Below are 22,349 nucleotides of genomic sequence, written 5' to 3'. Positions count from 1 at the left end.
AGAGTGAGATCACCATCCTGTACCTCGCCCTTCTCAACAGCTGCGACCGCGCTGAAGCATCGTGCTAATCAGGATGTACTTTGCGGTAACTGATTTGCAGGCATACCTGGTCAGCTTCGTGGCTGTGCGAGATCATCCGACTCAGCCCTCCCCTCCACGCCAGCTGGGCGGGCTGCGCATCATCAGTACTGCCAATGCTATTGCGGCCAGTGCGTCCGCAGTGCGGGCAGCTTTGGGCGTCGCGCTGGTGGCTTCACTTTGGGTTGCGTCCGGGTGGTCGGGCGGCGCCAGTGCCGTCATCGCAACTGCCATCACCAGCGCCCTGTTCGCGGTACTTCCATTCCCTGCTAAGGTCAGCAAGCAGATATTCTTCGGCTGTTTGGTGGGCTGGGTGACGGCATTCTCCTTTGATTCCTTCGTGCTACCTCAACTGGATGGATTCACCCAACTTGCGCTAGCCATCACGCCAATCATCTTCCTGGGGAGCTTCCTCGGGACGTTTCCGCAACTGGCGGTGTTCGGCTTGGGATTCAACATCTACTTCTGCTTCATCAGCAACATCAACAACCCCCATCAGTACGATCCCATGGGGCTGCTCGACACTGGCTTCGCAATGCTGATTGGTATCGGCGTTTCCAGCTTGGCATTCTCGATCATCGTTCCGTATGCCGGCGACTGGGTGACTGCGCGCTATCTCAAGCAGATACGCGCGCTCGTTGCAGAGACCGCAACCCGAAGTCCGATCAGTCCGTACCTGCTCCTGCACTTTGAGAGCAGCATGCGCGACTTCATCTTGCAGGCGGCGGCGCGTCCGGAGAAAGGGTATGCAGGACGGAGTCATCTGCTCGGATGGGCCTTGTCCTCAATGGAAATAGGTCGCGCGATCATACAGATCAGGGAAGCAAGCAAGCGGCATGGATCCCACTTGCCGCAGGAATGGGCGCTTGCGCGACGAAAGTGGACGGATGCGATATCGGCGCTGTTCGACCAGCCGGGACCGGCAACGCATAGCGCGGCACTGGCTACTACTCGTTCAGCACTGCACGCTCTCCCGCCGGCGGATCAGTTCGACGAGGCGCCCATGATTCTTGCTCGATTCCGAATTCGTGCGTTGCTCCGTGCAGTTGAATTGAGTCTCACCGACAGCGAACTGCCTATCTACGCCAGTGCGGTTGCGAAACCAGGGAGGGGATATGCCTCGTGAAATAGGAGCGCTTGGCATGCTTTTTCCTAGCCTGCTGATCGTGATGCTGATCTGCTCAGCACTGTTCGTCCTATTAGATCTCGCACTATCCAAGGTTGGGCTCTACCAGCATGTCTGGCATCCATCCTTGTTCAGAGCATCGCTGTTCTTGGCGCTTTTTTCCGCTGCTGGCCTGATCCTGGCCCGTTAGGGGCTATTTCCCCGGACTACAACTTCATGGCTGCCCATTCTTGGATTCGATTCACCTTGACCTTACTCATGCTCGCGATCGCTCTGCTGCTGGCCCGCTGGCTATGGGACGACTACATGTACGCCCCTTGGACGCGGGACGGAAGGGTTCGGGCGGATATCGTGCAGGTCGCTGCGGACGTATCCGGCACCGTCGTTGACGTCCGAGTAAGTGACAATCAGCGCGTTTCGAAGGGAGATCTGCTGTACGTCATTGATCCTGTCCGCTTTGAAGATGCGCTGGCCAAGGCGAAGGCCGCTGTGGCGCAGGCCGCTGCGCAACAATCGCTGGCCCGTGCGCAATCGTCGGAACGGGCATCGGAAAGCGGAATGCGTCAGGCGCAGGCTCAGCTCAGCGCAGGGCTGCGTTGGGTGAGGTGGTCATATCGCGCGAGGCGATGGCTGATGCAGCTGCGCAAGCGGATCAGGCCCGGAGCATTCACGCAGCTGCGCAGTCGAGCGTTCGTGCTGCGGATGCGGCCTACGAGGTTGCGATGGCCGCGCTGCAAGTGGCGCAGCGTGATCTGGAGCGTGCGCACGTCAAGGCGCCGGTGGCAGGCGTCGTGACCAATCTGACATTACGCGCCGGCGATTACGGCCAAGCGGGGCAGTCGCGACTTGCGATCATCGCCAGCGACACGTACTGGGTGTATGGCTACTTTGAGGAAACTCGGCTGACCAACATCCATGTGGGTGACACCGCGGAAATCCGATTGATGGCGGGCGGAGAGCGTCTCACCGGCCGAGTGGAGAGCATTGCCACGGGCATTGAGGATCGAGACAACTCAGACAGTGGCGGCCAGCTTCACAACGTCAACCCCGTATTTACCTGGATCCGCTTGGCGCAACGTATACCTGTGCGCATTGCGCTGGATCCGCCTCCATCCGATGTGCTTCTTGTCTCTGGAATGACATGTACTGTCTCACTTTCGCCCTCAGCGCCTAAGGCCGCTCCTAAGAAGGAGACGCTGTGATGAGTGCCAGCGTCGGATTACAGGACGTCACATTGCTACTGGGAAGGATCCTTCTGGGTATTCGGCTCGCTGCGCTTCCTCGCTCCGTTGTTCGCGGAAATGGCCGAGCACGGCTTCCGGTACTCGCAGGACGTGGTTTGGGAGAAGCAGAACGGCACCGGGTTCAACAACGACCGGTTCCGCCGCGTGCATGAGCATGCCGTCCTCTTCTACCGGGGGCCTTGGGCCGAGGTCTATCACGCTCCACAGGTGACCAACGACGCCCGCGCCCGAGTTGTGAGAAAGAAGGAAAAGCCAGCTCATTGGCATGGCGCTACGGGGTCGACCACCTACGTCTCCGAGGACGGCGGCCCACGCCTGATGCGCAGCGTCATGCAGGTCCGCAACGAGCATGGCCGGGCCATCCACCCCACCCAGAAGCCGCTCGAGCTTCTGCTGCCGCTGATCCGGTACTCATGCCCCGCCGGCGGCGTTGTTCTGGACCCATTTGCCGGCAGCGGAAGCACTGGCGCGGCCGCCGCCATCGAGGGCCGCACCGCAATCCTGATCGAGAAGGACGAGTCGATCGCGCGGCGAGCCATGCAGCGGCTGGATCAGGAAGCACCGCTGCTCAGGGGGATTGCATGACCGCCCAGCTCTTCCCCCGCGAACCGCGCCGCATGAAGCAGCCTCCCAAGGACGTGCTGCGCGAGCAACTTGTAACTGCGGCTGATGAGTTGATCCGCCTGCGCGCGGAGAACCTGGCGCTGCGCGACGCCGCACAACAGGCCGGGAAGCAGCTGCGCGCTGCCCTGGCCACTGACTGAAGGAGGACAATATGCCGCCGAAGAACACGCGCGAAATCACCGTCGCCGAACTGCACGCGGACCTGCAGCCAATCGAGGTGGTGGCCATCCGCACCAGCCTGGGCCAGTCCTCGATCTATCGCCGCATGAAGGAAGGCACCTTCCCGCACTCGTACAAAATCGGGTCGCGTGCGGTATGGTTAAAAGAGGACATAGACCGCTTCATCGCCGAAGTAACGAATCCACAGAATGTGGGTGAAAACATGGGGCGAGAGCGGCTTAGACAACAAAAAAGCCACTGCAAACAGTGGCTTAGACGTTACCTTGGCGGAGAGAGTGGGATTCGAACCCACGGAAGGTTTAACCCTTCGCCGGTTTTCAAGACCGGTGCCTTAAACCGCTCGGCCATCTCTCCGTATCGGCCCAGCCTGCTGGCCGGGCACGCATTCTCGCACGGCTGGGCGATTTGCCCAAGACCGGCGTTAAGCCGGGCATGGCCCGGCGCTACACCGGCAACCCTCAGCCCTCATCCACCGCCAGCGCACCCAGCGCACTGGCCTTGATCTTCTCCTTGGCCTTCTCGCACGCACCACCGCAATCCAGGCGCGAGGCCTCCAGCTGCGGCGGCAGGTGTTCGGCCAGGAAGTCGATGAACACGCGCACCGCTGGCAACAGGCCACGGCGCGAGGCGAACACGGCGTGGCACACGCCCTGCGGCAGCGACCAGTCCGGCAGCACCACTTCCAGTTCACCATTGCGCACAGCCTCGGCGCAGACGGTTTCCGGCAGCATGGTGATGCCGAAACCATCCTTGACCATGCTCTGCAGCAGCGGGAAGTCGAAGCCGGCCACGCGCGGCTGCAGATCCACCCGGCGCACTTCGCCTTCGGGGCCATGCAGTTCCCAGCGCTGGCGCGCTTCGTCTTCGCTGATGCTGAGGGTGACGTGCTGGGTCAGCTCCTCCGGGTCCTTCGGGCGTCCGGCGCGATCCAGGTACTTCGGGCTGGCCACCAGCAGTTCCTGCACCTGGCCGAAGCTGCGCATCACCAGGCTGCCGTCGTCATCCAGGCGCGAACGCACGCGCAGGGCCACGTCGTAGCCTTCATTGATGATGTCCACGCGGCGATTGCTGATGTTCAGCTGCAGGCGCACCTTGGGGTACCGCTCGAGGAACCTGGGCAGCAGCTTGGGCAGCTGCATCTGCGCCAGCGAGACCGGCACGCTGGCACGCACCACGCCGCGCGGCTCGGCGCTGAGACGGTCGACCACCTCGCGCGCGGCCTGGGCCTCGGCAAGCATGGTCTGCGCATGGCGGTGGACGCTGGTACCGACGTCAGTAACAGCGAAGCGGCGCGTGGACCGCTGCAGCAGGCGCACACCCAGATCGGTCTCAAGCTGGCTGATACGGCGGCTCAGGCGTGATTTAGGGATGCCCAAGGCGCGCTCGGCAGCCGCAAAACCACCGTGATCCACGACCATGGCGAAGTAATAAAGGTCATTCAGGTCATGCATACCCGAGTTCCATATCTAGAACAATTCGTGGCATTGAATCACCTTTATCCCGCCCATGCAACAACCTATCGTTCTGTCCGTCGGCGGCAAATACCGCCCCTCCCCCCAGAACACAGGTGACTGCCATGAAGCTTCTGCATCTCGACGCCAGCGTGCTTGGCGACAACTCCGTTTCCCGCCAACTGACCGCCGCGGTGGTCGCCAGGTTCAAGGAGCAGATCGACGGCCTGCAGGTCGATTATCGCGATCTTGACGCCAATCCGGTACCTCATCTGCGCAGCAGCTCGCTGGCCGGCGTGGATGCCGCCGAGGCAACCGATGCGGAACAGGTCATGCAGCAGTTCCTGGCCGCGGACATCCTGGTCATCGGCGCGCCGATGTACAACTTCAGCATCCCGTCCACGCTGAAGGCTTGGATCGACCGCGTTGCCGTGGCCGGCCGCACTTTCAAGTACACCGAGAACGGCCCGGTGGGCCTGGCCGGCGGCAAGCGCGTGATCGTGGTGAGCGCCCGTGGCGGCATCTACACCGATTCGCCGGCCGACTTCCAGGAGCCCTTCCTGCGCCAGGTCTTCGCTTTCATGGGCATCGACACCGTCGAGTTCGTGCGTGCCGAGGGCATCGCCTACTCGCCGAAGCATCGCGAAGACGCCATTGCCGGCGCGCTGTCGGCCCTGCCGTCGCACGCGGTCGAGGAAGTGGCTGCGTAAGTACGGCGTTCCAGCGATCGGCGCCCTCCCCCCTCCTCGTCGGGGGCGCTGATTGCGGGCCGGGAGTCCCTCCCCTTCCTGGCCCACCCTGACGGCCCCGCTCTGCGGGGCCGTTTTTTGTTGTGCGGTGCCGCTAGGCTGGGGGCATGGACTACATCGTGACGGCTGCGCACCGCAGCGAATTTCCGCACCCGATTACCTTGCGCCGTGGGCAGGCACTGGTGGTGGGCGAGCGTTATGAAGGTCCCGAGGGCTGGGAGGACTGGTTTATGTGCCAGGCCGAGGGGCAGGAACCGGGGTTCGTGCCGGCGCCGGTGATCGGGCGCGATGCGCAGGGTGGCGCATTTGCCACGGAGGATTACTGCGCGCGGGAGCTGGATGTGGATCCGGGGCAGGTGTTGCGCGGAGTGCGTACGCTCAATGGTTGGGCGTGGTGCATGCCGGAGACGGGCGAGCCCGGGTGGGTGCCGTTGGAGAAGGTGCGGGCTTTGGGGTGATCGCGAGTTTCATCCACGCATGGCGTGGATCTACTGGGGACCCGCGGACACCCGGCGGCAGATTCACGCCATGCGTGGATGCGCAGTTCAGTAGAGCCACGCCATGCGTGGATGCGGTGCCATGCAAGCATGGCATCTACCGGGTTCAACCGATGGTTTCAACGCCCCCCATATACGGGCGCAGCACGTCCGGCACGGTGATGGTGCCATCGGCGTTCTGGTAGTTCTCCATCACCGCGATCATTGCGCGGCCGACCGCCACGCCCGAACCGTTCAGGGTGTGCACCAGCTCCGGCTTGCCGGTGGCCGGGTTGCGCCAGCGGGCCTGCATGCGGCGGGCCTGGAAATCACCGGTGTTGGAGCACGAGCTGATCTCGCGGTAGGTGTTCTGCGAGGGCAGCCAGACTTCCAGGTCGTAGGTCTTGATGGCCGAGAAGCCCATGTCGCCGGTGCACAGCAGCACCTTGCGGTACGGAAGGCCCAGCTTTTCCAGCACCACTTCAGCGCAGCGGGTCATGCGCTGGTGCTCGGCATCGCTGTCTTCCGGGCGGCAGACCGACACCAGCTCCACCTTCTCGAACTGGTGCTGGCGGATCATGCCGCGAACGTCGCGGCCACCGCTGCCGGCTTCGGAGCGGAAGCACAGCGAATGGGCGGTCATGCGCAGCGGCAGGCGCTCGGCGTCCACGATCTCGTCGCGCACGATGTTGGTCAGCGAGATTTCCGAGGTGGAAATCAGATAGCGCTTCTGCTCACCCAGATGGGTGATGAACATGTCTTCTTCGAACTTGGGCAACTGACCGGTGCCGTACAGGCTGTCGGCGTTGACGATGACCGGAACGTTGGTTTCCTGGTACTCGTGCTCGCCGCTGTGCAGGTCCAGCATGAACTGGGCCAGCGCGCGGTGCAGGCGGGCGATCTGCCCCCGCAGCACGGTAAAGCGCGAACCCGACAGCTTGGCCGCGGCTTCAGCATCCAGGCCGGCGTTGCGCGCGCCCAGTTCAACGTGGTCCAGCACCGGGAAATCGAAGCTGCGCGGGGTGCCCCAGCGCGCCTGCTCGACGTTGTCGTTCTCGTCGGCGCCTGCCGGTACGTCATCGGCAGGCAGGTTCGGCAGGCCCATGGCGATGGCGTCGATCTTCTCGCGCAGCTCGTCCAGGGCCACTTCCGAGGCCTTCAGTTCGTCGGCGAACGCGGCCACTTCGGCCATGATGGCCGACACGTCCTCGCCCTTGGCCTTGGCCTGGCCGATGGCCTTGGAACGGCTGTTGCGCAGGCTCTGCAGCTCCTGGGTCCGGACCTGGATGCGCTTGCGATCAGCCTCAAGGGACTCCAGGGCAGACACGTCGAACTCGAAGCCGCGGCTGATGCGCAGGCGTTCGGCGAGGTCGGCGGGCTGGTTGCGGAGCAGGGCTGGATCAAGCATGGCAGGTGTCGTGGTGGGTATCAGGAACAGGATTATCACCTGTTATACGGATTTCTGCCGCCCGGTTCATTCCCGCCGTGGCAGAATCGGGACATTCCCAGCTGGTCCGGTCCATGTCTGCACCCCGCTCATCGCCTGCCAAGTCGTTCACCGTGCATATCCCGCGCAACGCCCTGAAGATCGCCGGCATCGCCTTCGGCGTGGGCGTGCTGCTGTTCGTGGTGGTCTGGTTGACCGGCCGCGACAAGGAATTTTTCCGTGCCGATGACCCGGCCACGCAGACCCCACAGGAAACCGCGCAGGTCGAGCCGCTGCCCGAGCCCCTGCCTGCGGCCGCCGGTTCCAGCGACATGCCCGATGCCAAGCCGGCGCCGGTGCAGGAAGAAGCGCCGAAGCTGTTGGAGACCGCCCCGCCGCCGCCGGCCAGCACCGAAGCGGCCCCAGCTGCACCAGGCAGCGCCACCCCGGCCAGTGGCAACAGCCAGCCGATGCCCATCGCCGGCCAGTCCCCGCCGCCGTCCTACCCGGCTGCCGCCCTGCGTCGCGGCGAGTCCGGCAGCGTGGTGGTGCGGGTGGATGTGGACGCCACCGGATACGCCAACAACATCACGGTGATCCAGCGTAGCGGCTCACGCGAGCTGGACCGCGCCGCCACCGAAGCGGTGCGCCGGTGGCGCTTCACCCCCGCACTGAGCAACGGCCAGCCGGTGCCGGGCACGCTTGAAGTGCCCTTTGATTTCAAGCCGCAGTAACTGAACGCATCCAGGCAGGCAACCTGAACCCTGCCGGTCGCGTTTACGCAACGCTGACACACCGCTACAGCGGCTCGGGCAAGACTCTGGGCGTCGTTACCGACACGAGGAGTCTGCGATGAGTGCTACAACCCATGACCACCTTCATTCCCCGCACCTGCAGCAGGACGTAAGCGAGCGCCCCCAGCGCACCTCCCCTTGGCTGTGGCTGGCGCTGATCGTGGCGATGTTTGCCGCCGCGCTGATGTGGCTGCGGTTCTCCAACCCGAATGATGTAGCCCCGGCCCCGGTAGGCGAGCGCATGCTGCCCGCCAGCGAGGCCCCGGTAGCGGCCACGCCTGCCCCGGCCGCGCGGAATGCGGCACCGGCCAGCAGCCAGCGCAAGGTGGCCCCGGCCGTACGCAGCCGCGAGGCGAGCCCGCTTGCCAGCAATGAAAAGCCGCGCTACCCCGCTGCGGCGCTGCGCAACGGCGTGCAGGGCAGCGTGATTGCCAGCCTGAACGTGGATACCCACGGCAATGTGACCGACGCGAGCATCGTTTCGCGTAGTGGCGAGCGCAGCCGTGACCTGGATCGCTCGGTGCTGAGCACCGTGCAGGAATGGAAGTTCCAGCCGGCAATGCAGAACGGCCGTGCCGTGGCAAGTGTGGTGCGCGTTCCGGTGGATTTCCGTACCGAGCAGCGTTGATCGCGAGCGAGGGGTTCGTGATCGATCGGGAGACGGAGGCTTCGGCCTCCGTCCTTTTTTTGTGAGATGCAACCCGGTAGTGCCGGCCGCTGGCCGGCAAGTCTGTGAGGGCCGGCCAGCGGCCGGCACTGCCGATCATGCCGCCAGAGTGAAACCGGCGCTGCGGGCGAGGCCGTCGAAATCCGGGAAGGACGTGGCGACGTTGGCGATATCGTTGATGCGCACGTCGCCGCCGCTGATCTGGCCGGCAATGGCAAATGCCATCGCAATGCGGTGGTCGCCGTGGCTTTCGATGGTGCCACTGCCCAAGGTAATGCCACCGTGCAACGTGGCACCGTCCTGGGTTTCATCCACCTGCATGCCCAGCGTGCGCAGGCCGGTGGCCATTGCCGCGAGGCGGTCCGATTCCTTCACCCGCAGTTCGGCGGCGCCGGTCACCACGGTCTGGCCTTCTGCTGCGGCGGCGGCCACGAACAGGGCCGGGAATTCGTCGATCATGTCCGGCACCAGCGCTTCCGGAATGCGTGCGCCCTTCAGCGGGGCGTAGCGCACCACCAGATCGGCCACCGGTTCGCCACCCTGCTCGGCCGGGTTTTCTTCGGTGATGTCCGCACCCATCAGGCGCAGCGCATGCAGCAGGCCGGTACGGCGCGGGTTGAGGCCCACCTGCTTCAAACGCAGTTCGGAGCCGGGGATGATGCTGGCCGCAACAAGGAAGAACGCCGCCGAAGAAAAATCGGCCGGCACGACAATGTCGGTGGCGCGCAGGCGCTGGCCACCACGCAGGCGGGCCTTGCCCGGCGAAAACTCGATATCCACACCGAAGGCCGAGAGCATGCGCTCGGTGTAATCGCGGGTCGGGTGCGGCTCGACCACACTGGTTTCGCCCTGTGCGTACAGACCCGCCAGCAGCACGGCCGACTTCACCTGTGCGCTGGCGACCGGGGAAGCAAACGCGATACCGCGCAGCGGCTGGCCACCATGCACGTGCAGCGGCGGCGTGCCATCGCTTTCGGTGTCGATCTTCGCGCCCATCTGCGCGAGCGGGCCGGTGACGCGGCGCATCGGTCGGCCCGACAGCGATTCATCGCCCACCAGGGTGCAGTCGAATGCCTGGCCCGCCAGCAGACCGGCCAGCAGGCGCATGCCGGTGCCGGCGTTGCCGCAGTCCAGCGGCGCGCTGGGCGCCTGCAGGCCGTCGATGCCGACGCCATGGACGATGCGCTGCGACGCACTGGGGGTTTCGATGCGCACGCCGAGCTGGCTGAAGATCCGCGCGGTGGCGCGGGTGTCTTCGCCTTCCAGGAAGCCTTCGATATGCGAGGTGCCATCGGCCAGCGCGGCAAACATCACCGAGCGGTGCGAGACCGACTTGTCGCCAGGAATGGTCAGGCTGCCCTGCAGCGGTTGGCCCTTGCGGGCAATCCAGTGTTGCACGTTGCTCATCGTTCGATTGTTCCGTAAACGCCGGCGCGCCGGCGGTGCATCAAAGGGCGCGGCACTCGGCCGCAACGGCAATCAGGGCACGGCCACCGGATAGGACCCAAGCACCTTGATCTGCGCCGAGTGCGCTTCCAGTTCAGCCAGCGCGGCCTGCATCGGCGCGTCGTCGATGTGGCCGGCCAGATCGATGAAGAAGCCGTATTCCCACTTGCCGTGGTGCGACGGGCGCGACTCGATGCGGTTCATGCTGATGCCGTGGCGGGCGAACGGGCTGAGCACATCGAACAGCGCGCCGGGCTTGTCATGGATGAACACCAGCACCGAGGTACGGTCGTGGCCGGAGGTGGGGAAGATGTTGCGACCCACCACCAGGAAACGGGTGGTGTTGTCCGCATCGTTCTGGATGGGCTTGGTGACGACCTTCTTCAGGCCGTAAACGTGGCCGGCACTCTCGCCACCGATGGCCGCCGCGTCGTCGGCATTGCGTGCCCGGCGCGCGCCTTCGGCGTTGCTGGCCACCGGAATCTTTTCGGCCTTGGGCAGGTTGGCGCGCATCCACGCCGAGGTCTGCATGAAGGACTGCGGGTGGCCGTAGACGCGCTCGATATCCTCCAGGCGGCCGCTGCGCGACATCAGGTACTGCTGCACGCGCAGTTCCACTTCGCCACAGATCTTCAGGTTGGAAGTGAGGAACATGTCCAGCGTGATCTGGATCGTGCCCTGCCCCGAGTTTTCCACCGGCACCACGCCGAAATCGGCGTTGCCCGCTTCCACTTCCTGGAACACTTCTTCGATGCTGGCCATCGGCAGGCCCAGCGCCGAGCGGCCGAAGTGCTTGAGCACCGCCTGCTGGCTGAAGGTGCCTTCCGGACCGAGGTAACCGATCTTCAGCGGCTCCTGCTGGGCCAGGCAGGCCGACATGATTTCGCGGAACACATGCACCAGCAGCTCATCGCTGAGCGGGCCTTCGTTGCGGTCCACCACCATGCGCAGCACCTGCGCTTCGCGTTCGGGGCGGTAGTAATCGACGGCGGCGGCGAGCTTGCCCTTGGCCTTGCCCACCTGGTGGGCGAACTGTGCGCGCTCGGCGATCAAGCCCTGGATGTCGCGGTCGATCTGGTCGATCTTCGAGCGCACATCGGCCAGTGCCAGCGGCGTCTGGGTCGGCACCGGGGTGGCCTTGGAGGCCTTGCCCTCGGACGCGGCAGCGGTCTTGGCCGGTTCGGCCTTCATGGCGGCCTTCTTGCTGGGTTTGCTTGCCATCGGAATTCCTTGTTGCGGGACACGCACCCGACGGTGCGCGCCGTTCATTGCTCAACCGTTGCGCTGCTGGAAATCGGCCATGAAGGCGACCAGCGCCTCGGCCCCGGCCAGCGGCATGGCGTTGTACAGCGAGGCACGGATGCCCCCGACCACCTTGTGGCCCTTCAGCGCCAGCAGGCCGGCGGCCTTGGCCTCGGCCACGAAGCGCGCGTCGAGATCGGCGTCGGGCAGGAAGAACGGAATGTTCATCCGCGAGCGCGCCGCGTGCGCGACTTCGTTGCGATAGAAGCCGCCGGAAGCATCGATGGCACCATACACCAGCGCGGCCTTGGCGGCGTTGCGCTTGGCGAACTCGACCACGCCACCTTCGGCCAGCATCCACTTGAACACCAGGCCGGCCAGATACCAGTTCCAGGTAGGCGGTGTGTTGAGCATCGAATCGCGGGCGACGTGCGAGCGGTAATCAAAGATGTCCGCGCGGGCCTGGCCACTGCGCTCAAGCAGATCGCGGCGGATGATCACCACTGCGATGCCGACCGGGCCGAGGTTCTTCTGTGCACCGGCATAGATGACGCCATAGCGGCGAACATCCAGCGGCTCGCTGGCGATGGACGAGCTGAAATCGGCCACCAGCGGGACATTGCCCGTATCGGGAACATCACGGAATTCGACGCCGTGGATGGTCTCGTTGGCGGTGATGTGCACGTAGGCCGCATCGGGCGAAAGCTGCCAGTCCGCACGCGGCGGCAGCGTGCGGTAGCCATCGGCTTCGCTGCTGGCGGCGATGTTGACGTCCACGTAGACCCCGGCCTGCCTGACCGCGGTCTTGCCCCAGTGGCCACTGACCACGTAGTCGGCACGCTGGCCGGCCTGGGCGAAGTTGAGCGGGATGAGCGCCTGCTGGGTGGTGGCGCCGCCGGGCAGGAACAGCACAGCGTAGTCATCGGGGATATCGAGCAGGCGGCGCAGGTCGGCCTCGGCCTCGGCGGCCACGGACATGAATTCCGGGCCGCGATGGCTCATTTCCACGATCGAGGCGCCGGCACCGTGCCAGTCCAGCATTTCCGCCTGCGCCTGGCGCAGGACCGATTCCGGCAAGGTTGCAGGGCCGGCACTGAAGTTGAACGCGCGCGTCATGTCACACCTGTGGGGCAAGGCGCTTAGTATGCCGCAGTGCACCAGCCTTGCGGCCTTGTGCGGCAAGGGAAATTTGGTTTCATCGGAATCCATTTACGACCCGGCCGGGTAGTGCCGGCCGCTGGCCGGCAGCCTCGTTTGGCATCTACCAGAGCAACAGCCTGCCGGCCAGCGGCCGGCACTACCGTGATTGCGCGGCCGTCATTGGGCGACCGTCAGCGCGCGCCGAACCAAAGCAGCAGGCTGAGGATGCCCGCCAGCAGCAACGCGCTGGCCAGCAGCCACGGCCAACGCCGTACCCGGCGCGGGGCCACGGGGGCATCGGCCACCTGCTCGGCGTCCTGGCTGGCTTCGTCTTCGCTCGGCAGCGGGCGCCGCCGCGGGTCGTGCGGCACTTCCAGCACGAAGCGGTGCTGGCCATCGAATACCACCTGGTCACCGGGCTGCAGCCAGCAGTGGCGCACCGCCACGCCGTTGACCCGGGTGCCATCGGCACTGCCCAGGTCGCGCAGCAGCACCCGATCCCCATGCACTTCCACCCGCGCGTGCTGCTCGGCAAAGGCAGGATCGTTGATCTCGATATCGGCGTCGCCGCCGTGGCCGATCACGCGCGGGCGCGACAACGTGTAGCTGCGGCCATGGTGCAGGCCGCCAACACCGCGCAGCAGTCGCTGCTCGTCGGCAGGGCCATCAGCGGCCGGCAACGGCGCCGGTGCCTGCAGCAGGTTCTCGACCTCACCCTGCAGCACCATCTCAACGCCATCGACATACACCGCATCGCCTGCACGCAGCAGGGCCATGCGCCGCACCGGCCGACCGTTCACGTGGATGCTGCGGATGCCATTGCCAACCTGCAGCCAGAGGCCGCGGTCATCCATGCAGAACTGGGCCAGCAGCAGCGCACCGTTGCCGGGATCCCCCAGCCGCACGCTGCCGTTCGCCTGGCGCACGATGCGCTGCACCCCGGGCCGCAGCGGCTGGTCGGGCTGTTGTTGTTGACTGAAGTGAACAAGCAGGTTCTGCACGCGGCGCAGACTAGCAGGTTGCTCGCCAACGCAGAAGAACCGGCGGCGGACGCTTGGCGTGGCGCCCGCCGATGCGCACAATGACCGCCCTCTTCAACAGCCCCGCCTCGCGCCAGGAGCCTGCATGTCCACCATCGATGTCCGCCACGCCCACGCCCTGCCCGATGCACAGGCCCGCGAGGCGATCGAACAGGTTGCCGCCAAGCTGGGCGAGCGCTTCGGCCTGAAATCCACCTGGGCCGCCGATGTGCTGAACTTCAGCGGCAGCGGCGTCGACGGCGCCATCGAACTGCAGCCGGGTGCGGTGCGGGTGACAGCAAAACTCGGCTTCCTGCTGTCGGCCATGAAGGGCATGGTGGAAAGCGAGATCCAGCGCGTGCTGAAGGAAAAGCTGGGCTGAACCGGCACGGCGGCCATCACGGCACAGCAACGTGCGCGCGCGCTACCCTCGGGGGCAGGTCCAACTCCCCCGGGAAGCGCGATGAACCAGTACGAGAATGACGACCGCCGCGACGACGCTTCGTTTGGCGAACAGGCAGAGCGCTTTTCGCGCAAGTTCAGCGATTCGGCCCAGCAGGTCTGGTTGGCCGGCCTGGGTGCGCTGGGACGCGCACAGGCTGAAGGCAGCCGGTTCTTTGATGGCCTGGTGAAGGAAGGCGAAGCCTGGGAGGCTCGCCGCCGCGAACGCAGCGGCGAGCAGGGACCGGGCTGGCGCGACAACGTGGAGACCTCGCTTGACGAAGCCCGCGAAAAGGCGTCCGGCACCTGGAACAAGGTCGAAAAGGCTTTCGACGACCAGGTGCAGGGTGTTCTCAAGCGCCTGCATGTCCCCACTGCCGACGAACTGGCCGCGCTCGAAGCGCGCTTGGATGCACTGCACGCGCGGCTGGCCAAGCTGGAAAACCGCGCCGCCTCGGGCACCGACGCACCGCCACCGGGCAGCCACCAGGCCCCCTGAGCATGATTGTTGCAATGCAATAAAAATTGCCCGACAATCGCGGGAAACCCGCCAATCGCTTCGTCTGCCGTTTGTTCCCTCCCCTCACGGCTTCAGGATTGGCGGGTTTTTTGATGCCCGTGCCGCACTGATCTGCGTGCTGCATCACGCTTCAGGGGGGAAAGGTCCTGACGCAATCAGACTGCGTGGCCTTTACACTGTTGGCCTCTGTTTTCGCCCCTTCCGTTTTATTCCTGCATGCTCCCTTGGATCCTGGCCCTGCTGTCGGCCCTGCTTACCTGCACCCTGGCAATCGTCTATCTGTGGTGGATCAAGCGGCGGCGAACGGAAATGCGACTGGGGCTGCAGGCCCTGGCGGGCATGCACTGGCGTGAATTCTCCACGCTGATCAAGCGGATGCTGCGCGAGCAGCGCGGCCTTCGCGAAGTGGCCGATCCCACCGAAGAGGTCCGCGAGCCGAGCAGTGATTTCCTGCTCAGTGACGGCCCCAATACCTGGCTGGTGTCCTGCAAACATGGGCTGGCCTACCGCATCGGTACTGCGGCAGTGAACGAACTGGGCGCCACCGCGCGGCTGAGCGGCGCCAAGGGCGGCCTGCTGATCACCGAGGGCCGGGTCGAGCGCGATGGTCTGGCCGCCGCGGATAAGCAGGCCGTGGAGGTGCTGGATGGCCCCCGCCTGTGGCCGCTGCTGCAGCCCTACCTGCCGGGCGAGATTGAAACGCGCGTGCGTGCGACCGCCCGCCATGAGGCCTTGCGCCGCATCGCCATTTCCGCGCTGGGTGCGATGACCCTGGGCCTTCTGGTCGGGCTGGGACTGCAGGGCCTGCACGTGGAAACGGGTCCATCGGCCATCGCCAATGCTGCGCCTGTGTCGACTGCCGCGGCCCCGGTAGCATCCACTGCCGCACCGACGCCGCCCTCACCGGTTGCGACCGCCCCCGATGCGGCTCCGGCAGCCACCGCCGTGCCGACAGCGGACAACAGCCGCGACGACCCCAATCCGGATACGGCCACACTGGACCGCTACCAGGCCGAACTGGCGCGCGCGCTGGCCCGCCAGCCCGGCATCGCCAGCGGCGTGTGGCAGACCCGGCAGACCCTGGCCATCAACCGCACCGGCGAACTGGACGAGGTCTGGCCGCGGGTCTGCCAGGAAGTGCTGCGCTACCCGGCCCTGCGCAATGTGCGCGTACAGCTCAACGCCCGCCCGGGCGTGGACGAGCCGGTGCGCTGGCGGCAGTGCGCTACGTATTGATGGAGAAACATCCACGCAGGGCGTGGATCTACTGGGCACCATTGCGAGTTTGACGGGTCCACGCCAGGCGTGGAAAGGCCACACGGCGAAAACCCCGAGTAGATCCACGCCATGCGTGGATGCGCGGCGCGGCGAAAAACCCAAAGCAGATCCACGCCATGCGTGGATGCGTGAATCCTTCCAGCGTCAGCGCAGCGCGGCGAGATGGGCGATGTAGCTCGAACGCGATTCGCCGGCCGCCTTGGCCTGCGCGTCCAACCTCGCAAGGATCCGCCGAGGCAGACTGATGTTGACCCGCTCGACGGTATCGTCCAGCAAGGACGGATCGACGTTGATGTAAGCAAGAATCCACTGCGTCTCAGTGCCAGCTTCGGCAATGAGGCTCTGTGGTAAGGATGTACAAACACATGATGGGAGCCACGAATCCGGCGGCAGGTCCAGCCCGCCGCCCGTAGTTCCCGGATGAGGTCCACGCTTTTCATGCGCGGACCATACACATCGCACACACGCACGAACAGAGTTCAAGACGACAGACGATTGCCCTGCCGTGCCTTCACCGCGCCCCCGGCGCGAAGCGCGCCACCAGGTCCCAAGCATCGCCCAGGAACATCTGCCGCACGCGGGTGATGGCCTGGTCGCCGCGCCAGGTCAGGCGCTCGATCACCAGGCAGGCGGTGCCAGGTTTCACCTCCAGCAGCTTGGCCGTGGCTGCGTCTGCGCCCCAGGCACTGATGCGGTGCTGGGCACGGGTCCAGGACACGTTCTGCAGCAACCAGCTGCCCGGCGCGGTGGTACTGAAGTCGATCTCCAGGACCTCGGGCACGCCCACCGGACTGATCAGGCGGTGCTCCAGCGCCAGCGGACGGCCATCGGCCAGGTGCAGGCAGCGCATCGCCAGCAGCGGCTCGCTACCGGCCAACTCCACTTCCCCGGCATTACCGGGCTCGGCCAGGCGCAGGTCGCGCTGCAGCAGCCGGTAGGCGTACTGGTGGCCGCGCGAGCCGACTTCCATGGCGATATCGGGAATTTCCAGCGCCACCTGTTCCAGGTGCGGGGGTTGCCGGGCCACGAAGGAACCGGCGCGGCGGCGGCGCTCGATCATGCCGCTCTCGGCCAGCGCGGTCAGGACCTTGTTCACCGTCATCCGCGAGCAGCCGTACTGCGCCATCAGCTCGTGCTCGTACGGAACGCGGAAACCCGGCGCCCATTCTCCGCTGAGGATGCGGCTTTCCAGATCGCTGCGGATGCGCTGGTTGAGCGTGGCGGACTTGCTGGCCTTCACGTAATGGGGTCTCGGTGGCGGGGAGGCGATCAGCCCAGCACACTCTTCAGGGCGGCGGCGAAGGCGGTGGTGATCGCCTCGCGCTGCAGGTGGCGGCCGTCAGCCACGCACTGGCGGCCATGGCGCCAGACCGATCGCAGCGCGCCATTACGTGCGGCGAACACCCAGCTGTCAAGCCATGCGTCATCCTGTCGCGCCTGCAGTGCCGGGTGCGCGGCGTCCAGTTCGACCAGATCGGCACTGGCACCGACCCGCAGGCCGGCGGTCACGCCCAGCGCCTGCGCGCCACCGTGCAGCGCGCCTTCGAACAGGAAGCGGCCGGTGCTGCGGGTAGCATCCGGGGCCAGCACATTCCGCCCACGCAGGGTCAGGCGCTGGCCGTATTCGAGCAGGCGCAGTTCTTCGGCGGCATCGATCAGCACGTTGGAATCGGAGCCGACGCCGAAGCGTCCGCCCTCGCGCGCGAACGCCTGCATCGGGAACAGGCCGTCGCCGAGGTTGGCTTCGGTGATGGGGCACAGGCCAGCCACGGCGCGGCTGGCCACGATGGCGGCGCGCTCGTCGTCGGTGATGTGGGTGGCGTGCACCAGGCACCAGCGGTCATCCACGGGTGCGTGGTCGTGCAGCCACTGCACCGGTCGCTGGCCACTCCACGCCAGGCAGGCCTCCACTTCGCGCACCTGCTCGGCGATGTGGATGTGCACCGGGCCGTCGGTGAGCGGCAGCAACGCATCCAGTTCCTCGCCGGTGACCGCGCGCAGGCTGTGCGGGGCGATGCCGAGCACTGCGTCGGGCAGCGCGGCCAATGCCGGCTTGGCCGCGTCCAGCAACTGCGCGAAGCCATCCACGTCGTGGATCAGGCGGCGCTGAGCGGGACTGGGTGCTACGCCGCCGAAATCGGCATGCGCATAGAACACCGGCAGCAGGGTCAGGCCGATGCCGGTCTGATCGGCCGCCGCCGCGATGCGCGCACTCATCTCGGCGCGGTTGGCATAGGCGCGGCCGTCGGCATCGTGGTGCAGGTAATGGAATTCGCCGACGCGGGTGAAGCCACTTTCCAGCATTTCCATGTAGGCCTGGGCGGCGATGGCCTGCACTGCATTTGGGCGCAGGCGGCCCAGGAAGCGGTACATCAGCTCGCGCCAGCTCCAGAAACTGTCACCGTCGCCACCGCCGATCTCGGTGAGGCCGGCCATGCCACGCTGGAAGGCGTGGCTGTGCAGGTTGGGAAGCCCCGGCAGCAGGATACCGAGGCGGGTGTCACCGTCCTGCACGCCCTGCCCGGCAGCGATGCCAGTGATGCGTCCGCCCTCTACCTGCAGGCGCACATCGCGCGCCCAGCCCTTGCCCAGCAGGGCATGGGCGGCATGGAACCTCTGCGGGGAACACGAATCGGACATGGCTGGACAACCCGAAATGGACGCCTATATTGTATAGACATATAAGCACAGCCGCGTTGTGGATGCCATGCACGTCGATACCCTCTGGTCCAACGTAAACCTGATGACCCTCGATGGCGAGGGGCTGGCTGTCATCCGCGATGGGGTACTGGCCTGCGCCGGGGGCCGCATCGTCCATGTCGGCAAGGCCGGCAGCGATGGCCATCTGCAGCCGACCACCCGCATCGACGGCGAAGGCCGCTGGATATCGCCGGGCCTGATCGACTGCCACACCCATCTGGTCCATGCCGGCAACCGGGCCAACGAATTCGAGCAGCGCCTGCAGGGCGTCAGCTATGCCGAGATCGCCCGTGCCGGCGGCGGCATCGTATCCACGGTGCGCGCCACCCGCGCCGCATCACCGCAGCAGCTGGCCCGCGAAAGCCGCCCGCGCCTGCTGGCCATGCGCGCCGAGGGCGTGACCACGGTGGAGATCAAATCCGGCTATGGCCTGACCCTGGACGACGAGCGCAAGCAGCTGCAGGTGGCCCGCGCACTGGGCGAAGAATGCCGGGTGAACGTGGTGCCGACCTTCCTCGGCGCGCACGCGGTGCCGCCAGGGCGCGAGGCGCAGGAGTACACCGACGAGGTGTGCGGCGTGATGATTCCGGCCATCGCTGCGGAAGGCCTGGCCGAAGCGGTGGACGTATTCTGCGAGAACATTGCATTTTCCCCGGCGCAGGCGCGGCAGGTGTTCGAAGCAGCGCGTGCCAACGGGCTGGCGGTGAAGATCCACGCCGAACAACTGAGCAACCAGCACGGCGCCGAACTTGCCGCGGGTTTCGGCGCGCTGTCGGCCGACCATATCGAACATCTCGATGACCAGGGCATCGCCGCCATGGCCGCCGCCGGCACCGTGGCCGTGCTGCTGCCAGGCGCCTTCTATTTCACCCGCGATACCACCCTGCCCCCCATCAATGCGCTGCGCGCGGCCGGCGTGCCACTGGCCCTGGCCACCGACAGCAACCCCGGCACCTCGCCGCTGACCAGCCCGCTGCTGGCGATGAACATGGGCGCCACCCTGTTCCGCCTGACCGTGGACGAATGCATCGCCGGCTTCACCCGTGAAGCGGCACGCGCGCTGGGCCGCAGCGAACGCATCGGCCGCCTGGCGGTTGGCATGGACTGCGATCTGGCGATCTGGGACATCGACGCACCGGCCGACCTGGTCTATCGCATGGGATTCAACCCGCTGCACGCGCGCGTGGTGCGTGGGCAGCCCGACCTGCCTGCTTCCTGGAGCAACACATGAACAACCCCCTGGTTCTTCGCCCCGGCCATGTCACCCTTGCCCAGTGGCGGCAGGTCTACCGCGGCGCGCCGCTTGCGCTGGACCCGGCCGCGCTGCCGGTGGTGCGCGCCAGTGCCGCCGCGGTAGCCGCCATCGTCGCCAAGGGTGCGCCTGTGTATGGCATCAACACCGGCTTCGGCAAGCTGGCCAGCGTGCGCATCGAGCGCGAAGACCTTGCGACGCTGCAGCGGAACATCGTGCTTTCGCATGCTGCCGGGGTGGGCGAGCCGATGCCGGCTTCGGTGGTCCGTCTGATGATGGCGCTGAAGCTGGTGAGCCTGGCGCAGGGCGCTTCGGGCGTGCGCGAGGACACCCTGCTGCTGCTGGAAGCGATGCTGGTGAAGGGCGTGCTTCCGGTGGTGCCGGCGCAGGGTTCGGTGGGTGCGTCCGGCGATCTGGCACCACTTTCGCACCTGGCCGGCGTGATGCTGGGCGTGGGCGAAGCCTTCCTCGGCGACGAGCGCCTGCCGGCGGTGGACGCACTGGCACGCGCTGGCCTGCAGCCGGTGGAACTGGGCGCGAAGGAAGGCCTGGCGCTGCTGAACGGCACGCAGTTCTCCACCGCGTATGCGCTGGCGGGCCTGTTCGAGATCGAGACCGTGTTCCAGGCCGCGCTGGTCACCGGCGCGCTGTCGGTGGAAGCGGCCAAGGGTTCGGATACCCCGTTCGATCCACGCATCCATGCCATCCGTGGCCAGCGCGGGCAGATCGCCACCGCCGCCACCCTGCGCTCGCTGATGCACGGCTCGGGCATCCGTGAATCGCACCGCGACAACGATGTGCGTGTGCAGGATCCGTACTGCCTGCGTTGCCAGCCGCAGGTGATGGGCGCGGCGCTGGACATCCTGCGCCAGGCCGCGACCACGCTGGAAATCGAAGCCAACGGCGTGTCCGACAATCCGCTGGTGTTCACTGACACCGGCGAAGCGCTGTCCGGTGGCAACTTCCACGCAGAGCCGGTGGCCTTCGCCGCCGACATGTTGGCGATGGCGGTGTGCGAGATCGGTTCGATCAGCGAACGTCGCCTGGCGATGCTGGTGGACCCCGCACTGTCGGGCCTGCCAGCCTTCCTGACCCCGCGCCCGGGCCTGAATTCCGGCTTCATGATTCCGCAGGTGACCGCCGCCGCGCTGGTGTCTGAAAACAAGCAGCGGGCCTACCCGGCCAGCGTCGATTCGATCCCGACCTCGGCCAACCAGGAGGACCACGTTTCGATGGCCGCCCACGGCGCACGCCGCTTGATGCAGATGGCCGAGAACGCGGCCAACGTGATCGGCATCGAGCTGCTGGCCGCTGCACAGGGCTGCGATTTCCACGCGCCGCTGCGCTCCAGCGCCGCACTGGAAACCGTGCGCGCCATCCTGCGCGCGCAGGTGCCGACATTGGAAGAAGACCGCTACTTCCACCCGGATATGGTGGCCGCCACCCACCTGGTGCGCAGCGGTGCGCTGGCACAGGGCCTGGGTGAGCTGCTGCCGACCGTGGAGCCGCAGGCATGAATGCCTGCCCCGATTGGCTGACGGTGCACGAGGGTGACGCCCCACTCATCGTCAGCTTCCCGCACACCGGCAGCGAACTGCCGCACGAGCTGATGGGCGACTATCACTCGCCGTGGCTTGCCCGCCGCGATGCCGACTGGTGGGTGCACGAGCTGTACGACTTCGTACGCGGCATGGGCGCGACCACCGTGCGCTCGGCCATCTCGCGTTCGGTGATCGATCTCAACCGCGACCCCAGCGGCGTCTCCCTGTACCCGGGCCAGAACACCACCGGCCTGTGCCCGTTGACCACCTTCGACAACCAGCCGCTGTACCACGCTGGGCGCGAGCCGGATGAAGCGGAAATTGCACGGCGGCGCGACACGTATTTCGCGCCGTACCACGATGCGCTGGCCGCGCAGATCGCACGCCTGCGCGCGCGCCACGGCACCGTGGTGGTGTATGACGCGCATTCCATCCGCTCGCATATTCCTCACCTGTTCGATGGCGAACTGCCGCAGTTCAACCTGGGCACGGCCGGGCCATCCGGCGCGCCCGATACCTCCTGCGACAACGCCCTGAGCGATGTGGTGGAAAACCTGCTGGCGCTCAGCGGCATGAGCCAGGTGCGCAACGGCCGCTTCAAGGGCGGCTGGATCACCCGCCACTACAGCGATGTTCCCGGCGGTGTGCACACCCTGCAGATGGAACTGGCGTGCCGTGGCTACATGCACGAGCCGCTGCCCAACCAGGTGGACGAGCACAGCTGGCCCACCCCGCTGGGCCCCCAACACGCCGCACCGCTGCGCCAGACCCTGGCGCAGGTGCTCACCGCCTGCCTTGCATTCGCTACGAACCGGAGCGCCGCATGACCCGCAACGACCCCAGCCGTACCATCATCGCGCCCACCGGCACTACGCTGAACGCCAAGAGCTGGCTGACCGAAGCGCCGCTGCGCATGCTGATGAACAACCTGCACCCGGACGTGGCCGAGCGCCCG

Annotated in this window: 25 protein-coding genes, 1 tRNA gene and 2 pseudogenes; 18 read left to right on the top strand and 10 right to left on the bottom strand. The window is 66.2% G+C overall.

What is annotated here, in order from left to right; all coding sequences use genetic code 11:
- The first annotated feature begins 73 nt into the window (after window positions 1-73).
- From ACQKDV_RS10660 to ACQKDV_RS10630, 7 genes and pseudogenes are all read left to right on the top strand, one after another.
- Window positions 74-1,204 (top strand): FUSC family protein, encoded by a 1,131-nt coding sequence (locus ACQKDV_RS10660; protein ID WP_427783720.1) that lies wholly within the window; start codon window positions 74-76, stop codon window positions 1,202-1,204.
- Window positions 1,194-1,394 carry a DUF1656 domain-containing protein gene (locus ACQKDV_RS10655; RefSeq protein WP_427783719.1) on the top strand — a complete coding sequence of 67 codons (201 nt, stop codon included), beginning with the start codon at window positions 1,194-1,196 and terminating at the stop codon, window positions 1,392-1,394. The genes ACQKDV_RS10660 and ACQKDV_RS10655 overlap by 11 nt, the downstream gene beginning before the upstream one ends.
- 26 nt (window positions 1,395-1,420) lie before the next feature.
- Window positions 1,421-1,636: pseudogene (locus ACQKDV_RS10650) on the top strand (biotin/lipoyl-binding protein); the annotation flags it as partial.
- Window positions 1,637-1,830: 194 nt separating this feature from the next.
- Window positions 1,831-2,406 (top strand): HlyD family secretion protein, encoded by a 576-nt coding sequence (locus ACQKDV_RS10645; RefSeq protein ID WP_427783722.1) that lies wholly within the window; start codon window positions 1,831-1,833, stop codon window positions 2,404-2,406.
- 3 nt (window positions 2,407-2,409) lie between these two features.
- Entirely contained in the window at window positions 2,410-3,033 is a 624-nt protein-coding gene (locus tag ACQKDV_RS10640; protein ID WP_427783718.1) for a DNA-methyltransferase, read from the top strand.
- A complete protein-coding gene (locus ACQKDV_RS10635; RefSeq protein WP_427783717.1) occupies window positions 3,030-3,212 on the top strand; it encodes a hypothetical protein in 183 nt (60 codons plus the stop codon). The genes ACQKDV_RS10640 and ACQKDV_RS10635 overlap by 4 nt, the downstream gene beginning before the upstream one ends.
- 11 nt (window positions 3,213-3,223) lie before the next feature.
- Window positions 3,224-3,394, top strand: a pseudogene (locus ACQKDV_RS10630) (AlpA family phage regulatory protein); the annotation flags it as partial.
- Window positions 3,395-3,516: 122 nt separating this feature from the next.
- On the opposite strand, the gene ACQKDV_RS10625 reads toward ACQKDV_RS10630, so the two are convergent.
- Together ACQKDV_RS10625 and ACQKDV_RS10620 are read right to left on the bottom strand one after the other, a co-directional pair.
- Window positions 3,517-3,606: transfer RNA gene (locus tag ACQKDV_RS10625), tRNA-Ser, on the bottom strand.
- Window positions 3,607-3,710: 104 nt separating this feature from the next.
- Window positions 3,711-4,703 (bottom strand): LysR family transcriptional regulator, encoded by a 993-nt coding sequence (locus tag ACQKDV_RS10620; protein WP_427783716.1) that lies wholly within the window; start codon window positions 4,701-4,703, stop codon window positions 3,711-3,713.
- A 125-nt stretch (window positions 4,704-4,828) separates the two neighbouring features.
- Here ACQKDV_RS10620 and ACQKDV_RS10615 point away from each other — a divergent pair, with 125 nt between their 5' ends.
- Both ACQKDV_RS10615 and ACQKDV_RS10610 read left to right on the top strand, forming a co-directional pair.
- Window positions 4,829-5,413 carry an FMN-dependent NADH-azoreductase gene (locus ACQKDV_RS10615; protein WP_427783715.1) on the top strand — a complete coding sequence of 195 codons (585 nt, stop codon included), beginning with the start codon at window positions 4,829-4,831 and terminating at the stop codon, window positions 5,411-5,413.
- Window positions 5,414-5,559: 146 nt separating this feature from the next.
- Complete coding sequence (locus ACQKDV_RS10610; RefSeq protein ID WP_427783714.1) at window positions 5,560-5,910, top strand: ligand-binding protein SH3; 351 nt, start codon at window positions 5,560-5,562, stop codon at window positions 5,908-5,910.
- Window positions 5,911-6,055: 145 nt separating this feature from the next.
- Here ACQKDV_RS10610 and serS read toward each other — a convergent pair whose 3' ends face one another.
- A complete protein-coding gene (gene serS / locus ACQKDV_RS10605) occupies window positions 6,056-7,336 on the bottom strand; it encodes a serine--tRNA ligase (RefSeq protein ID WP_427783713.1) in 1,281 nt (426 codons plus the stop codon).
- 113 nt (window positions 7,337-7,449) lie between these two features.
- On the opposite strand from serS, the gene ACQKDV_RS10600 reads away from it, so the two are divergent.
- Both ACQKDV_RS10600 and ACQKDV_RS10595 read left to right on the top strand, forming a co-directional pair.
- On the top strand, window positions 7,450-8,088 hold the full coding sequence (locus ACQKDV_RS10600; protein WP_427783712.1) for a TonB family protein: 639 nt from the start codon (window positions 7,450-7,452) through the stop codon (window positions 8,086-8,088).
- A 118-nt stretch (window positions 8,089-8,206) separates the two neighbouring features.
- Window positions 8,207-8,776, top strand: a complete 570-nt coding sequence (locus ACQKDV_RS10595; protein WP_427783711.1) for an energy transducer TonB — start codon at window positions 8,207-8,209, stop codon at window positions 8,774-8,776.
- A gap of 135 nt (window positions 8,777-8,911) precedes the next feature.
- Here ACQKDV_RS10595 and aroA read toward each other — a convergent pair whose 3' ends face one another.
- The 4 genes from aroA to ACQKDV_RS10575 all read right to left on the bottom strand — a co-directional run bounded on the left by aroA (window position 8,912) and on the right by ACQKDV_RS10575 (window position 13,644).
- On the bottom strand, window positions 8,912-10,222 hold the full coding sequence (gene aroA, locus ACQKDV_RS10590) for a 3-phosphoshikimate 1-carboxyvinyltransferase (protein WP_427783710.1): 1,311 nt from the start codon (window positions 10,220-10,222) through the stop codon (window positions 8,912-8,914).
- Window positions 10,223-10,294: 72 nt separating this feature from the next.
- Window positions 10,295-11,482: a prephenate dehydratase gene (gene pheA, locus ACQKDV_RS10585; RefSeq protein ID WP_427783709.1), complete on the bottom strand. Its 1,188-nt coding sequence runs from the start codon at window positions 11,480-11,482 to the stop codon at window positions 10,295-10,297.
- Between the two features lie 51 nt (window positions 11,483-11,533).
- Entirely contained in the window at window positions 11,534-12,619 is a 1,086-nt protein-coding gene (serC, locus tag ACQKDV_RS10580) for a 3-phosphoserine/phosphohydroxythreonine transaminase (RefSeq protein WP_427783708.1), read from the bottom strand.
- A 215-nt stretch (window positions 12,620-12,834) separates the two neighbouring features.
- Window positions 12,835-13,644, bottom strand: a complete 810-nt coding sequence (locus tag ACQKDV_RS10575; RefSeq protein WP_427783707.1) for an FHA domain-containing protein — start codon at window positions 13,642-13,644, stop codon at window positions 12,835-12,837.
- A 124-nt stretch (window positions 13,645-13,768) separates the two neighbouring features.
- Between ACQKDV_RS10575 and ACQKDV_RS10570 the strand changes: the two genes are divergently transcribed.
- The 3 genes from ACQKDV_RS10570 to ACQKDV_RS10560 all read left to right on the top strand — a co-directional run bounded on the left by ACQKDV_RS10570 (window position 13,769) and on the right by ACQKDV_RS10560 (window position 15,859).
- The gene (locus ACQKDV_RS10570) at window positions 13,769-14,044 is read left to right on the top strand and encodes a polyhydroxyalkanoic acid system family protein (protein WP_427783706.1); all 276 of its coding nucleotides are present in this window, start codon (window positions 13,769-13,771) and stop codon (window positions 14,042-14,044) included.
- An 81-nt stretch (window positions 14,045-14,125) separates the two neighbouring features.
- On the top strand, window positions 14,126-14,602 hold the full coding sequence (locus ACQKDV_RS10565; RefSeq protein ID WP_427783705.1) for a phasin family protein: 477 nt from the start codon (window positions 14,126-14,128) through the stop codon (window positions 14,600-14,602).
- Between the two features lie 237 nt (window positions 14,603-14,839).
- Window positions 14,840-15,859, top strand: coding sequence for a restriction endonuclease (locus tag ACQKDV_RS10560; RefSeq protein WP_427783704.1), 1,020 nt, complete (start codon window positions 14,840-14,842; stop codon window positions 15,857-15,859).
- A gap of 186 nt (window positions 15,860-16,045) precedes the next feature.
- Here ACQKDV_RS10560 and ACQKDV_RS10555 read toward each other — a convergent pair whose 3' ends face one another.
- From ACQKDV_RS10555 to ACQKDV_RS10545, 3 genes are read right to left on the bottom strand one after another with little or no spacing between them, the layout of a single operon-like run.
- Window positions 16,046-16,456: a type II toxin-antitoxin system HicB family antitoxin gene (locus ACQKDV_RS10555; RefSeq protein WP_427783703.1), complete on the bottom strand. Its 411-nt coding sequence runs from the start codon at window positions 16,454-16,456 to the stop codon at window positions 16,046-16,048.
- Window positions 16,413-17,141, bottom strand: a complete 729-nt coding sequence (hutC, locus tag ACQKDV_RS10550; RefSeq protein WP_427783702.1) for a histidine utilization repressor — start codon at window positions 17,139-17,141, stop codon at window positions 16,413-16,415. The genes ACQKDV_RS10555 and hutC overlap by 44 nt, the downstream gene beginning before the upstream one ends.
- Window positions 17,142-17,170: 29 nt before the next feature.
- Window positions 17,171-18,541 (bottom strand): formimidoylglutamate deiminase, encoded by a 1,371-nt coding sequence (locus ACQKDV_RS10545; RefSeq protein ID WP_427783701.1) that lies wholly within the window; start codon window positions 18,539-18,541, stop codon window positions 17,171-17,173.
- Window positions 18,542-18,608: 67 nt separating this feature from the next.
- Here ACQKDV_RS10545 and hutI point away from each other — a divergent pair, with 67 nt between their 5' ends.
- From hutI to ACQKDV_RS10525, 4 genes are all read left to right on the top strand, one after another.
- Complete coding sequence (gene hutI, locus ACQKDV_RS10540) at window positions 18,609-19,832, top strand: imidazolonepropionase (protein ID WP_427783700.1); 1,224 nt, start codon at window positions 18,609-18,611, stop codon at window positions 19,830-19,832.
- Window positions 19,829-21,370 (top strand): histidine ammonia-lyase, encoded by a 1,542-nt coding sequence (gene hutH, locus ACQKDV_RS10535; protein ID WP_427783699.1) that lies wholly within the window; start codon window positions 19,829-19,831, stop codon window positions 21,368-21,370. The genes hutI and hutH overlap by 4 nt, the downstream gene beginning before the upstream one ends.
- Window positions 21,367-22,221: an N-formylglutamate deformylase gene (gene hutG, locus ACQKDV_RS10530; RefSeq protein WP_427783698.1), complete on the top strand. Its 855-nt coding sequence runs from the start codon at window positions 21,367-21,369 to the stop codon at window positions 22,219-22,221. Before hutH ends, hutG begins: the two co-directional genes overlap by 4 nt.
- Window positions 22,218-22,349: hypothetical protein (locus ACQKDV_RS10525; RefSeq protein ID WP_427783721.1), on the top strand; the 132-nt coding region annotated here is incomplete at its 3' end. The genes hutG and ACQKDV_RS10525, both read left to right, overlap by 4 nt.

The organism is Stenotrophomonas sp. NPDC077659 (genome assembly GCF_050268705.1).
Lineage (GTDB): Bacteria > Pseudomonadota > Gammaproteobacteria > Xanthomonadales > Xanthomonadaceae > Stenotrophomonas.
Note: the sequence above shows the minus strand (reverse complement) of the source record. Positions and strands in the feature narration are given on the sequence as shown.

What these genes read in the sequence shown, in the direction of transcription:
- ACQKDV_RS10660 (WP_427783720.1), top strand. Translation starts at nt 74, where the DNA reads ATGTACTTTGCGGTAACTGATTTGCAGGCATACCTGGTCAGCTTCGTG.
- ACQKDV_RS10655 (WP_427783719.1), top strand. Translation starts at nt 1,194, where the DNA reads ATGCCTCGTGAAATAGGAGCGCTTGGCATGCTTTTTCCTAGCCTGCTG.
- ACQKDV_RS10645 (WP_427783722.1), top strand. Translation starts at nt 1,831, where the DNA reads ATGGCTGATGCAGCTGCGCAAGCGGATCAGGCCCGGAGCATTCACGCA.
- ACQKDV_RS10635 (WP_427783717.1), top strand. Translation starts at nt 3,030, where the DNA reads ATGACCGCCCAGCTCTTCCCCCGCGAACCGCGCCGCATGAAGCAGCCT.
- ACQKDV_RS10620 (WP_427783716.1), bottom strand. Translation starts at nt 4,703, where the DNA reads ATGCATGACCTGAATGACCTTTATTACTTCGCCATGGTCGTGGATCAC.
- ACQKDV_RS10615 (WP_427783715.1), top strand. Translation starts at nt 4,829, where the DNA reads ATGAAGCTTCTGCATCTCGACGCCAGCGTGCTTGGCGACAACTCCGTT.
- ACQKDV_RS10610 (WP_427783714.1), top strand. Translation starts at nt 5,560, where the DNA reads ATGGACTACATCGTGACGGCTGCGCACCGCAGCGAATTTCCGCACCCG.
- serS (WP_427783713.1), bottom strand. Translation starts at nt 7,336, where the DNA reads ATGCTTGATCCAGCCCTGCTCCGCAACCAGCCCGCCGACCTCGCCGAA.
- ACQKDV_RS10600 (WP_427783712.1), top strand. Translation starts at nt 7,450, where the DNA reads ATGTCTGCACCCCGCTCATCGCCTGCCAAGTCGTTCACCGTGCATATC.
- ACQKDV_RS10595 (WP_427783711.1), top strand. Translation starts at nt 8,207, where the DNA reads ATGAGTGCTACAACCCATGACCACCTTCATTCCCCGCACCTGCAGCAG.
- aroA (WP_427783710.1), bottom strand. Translation starts at nt 10,222, where the DNA reads ATGAGCAACGTGCAACACTGGATTGCCCGCAAGGGCCAACCGCTGCAG.
- pheA (WP_427783709.1), bottom strand. Translation starts at nt 11,482, where the DNA reads ATGGCAAGCAAACCCAGCAAGAAGGCCGCCATGAAGGCCGAACCGGCC.
- serC (WP_427783708.1), bottom strand. Translation starts at nt 12,619, where the DNA reads ATGACGCGCGCGTTCAACTTCAGTGCCGGCCCTGCAACCTTGCCGGAA.
- ACQKDV_RS10570 (WP_427783706.1), top strand. Translation starts at nt 13,769, where the DNA reads ATGTCCACCATCGATGTCCGCCACGCCCACGCCCTGCCCGATGCACAG.
- ACQKDV_RS10565 (WP_427783705.1), top strand. Translation starts at nt 14,126, where the DNA reads ATGAACCAGTACGAGAATGACGACCGCCGCGACGACGCTTCGTTTGGC.
- ACQKDV_RS10560 (WP_427783704.1), top strand. Translation starts at nt 14,840, where the DNA reads ATGCTCCCTTGGATCCTGGCCCTGCTGTCGGCCCTGCTTACCTGCACC.
- ACQKDV_RS10555 (WP_427783703.1), bottom strand. Translation starts at nt 16,456, where the DNA reads ATGCTTGGGACCTGGTGGCGCGCTTCGCGCCGGGGGCGCGGTGAAGGC.
- ACQKDV_RS10545 (WP_427783701.1), bottom strand. Translation starts at nt 18,541, where the DNA reads ATGTCCGATTCGTGTTCCCCGCAGAGGTTCCATGCCGCCCATGCCCTG.
- hutI (WP_427783700.1), top strand. Translation starts at nt 18,609, where the DNA reads ATGCACGTCGATACCCTCTGGTCCAACGTAAACCTGATGACCCTCGAT.
- hutH (WP_427783699.1), top strand. Translation starts at nt 19,829, where the DNA reads ATGAACAACCCCCTGGTTCTTCGCCCCGGCCATGTCACCCTTGCCCAG.
- hutG (WP_427783698.1), top strand. Translation starts at nt 21,367, where the DNA reads ATGAATGCCTGCCCCGATTGGCTGACGGTGCACGAGGGTGACGCCCCA.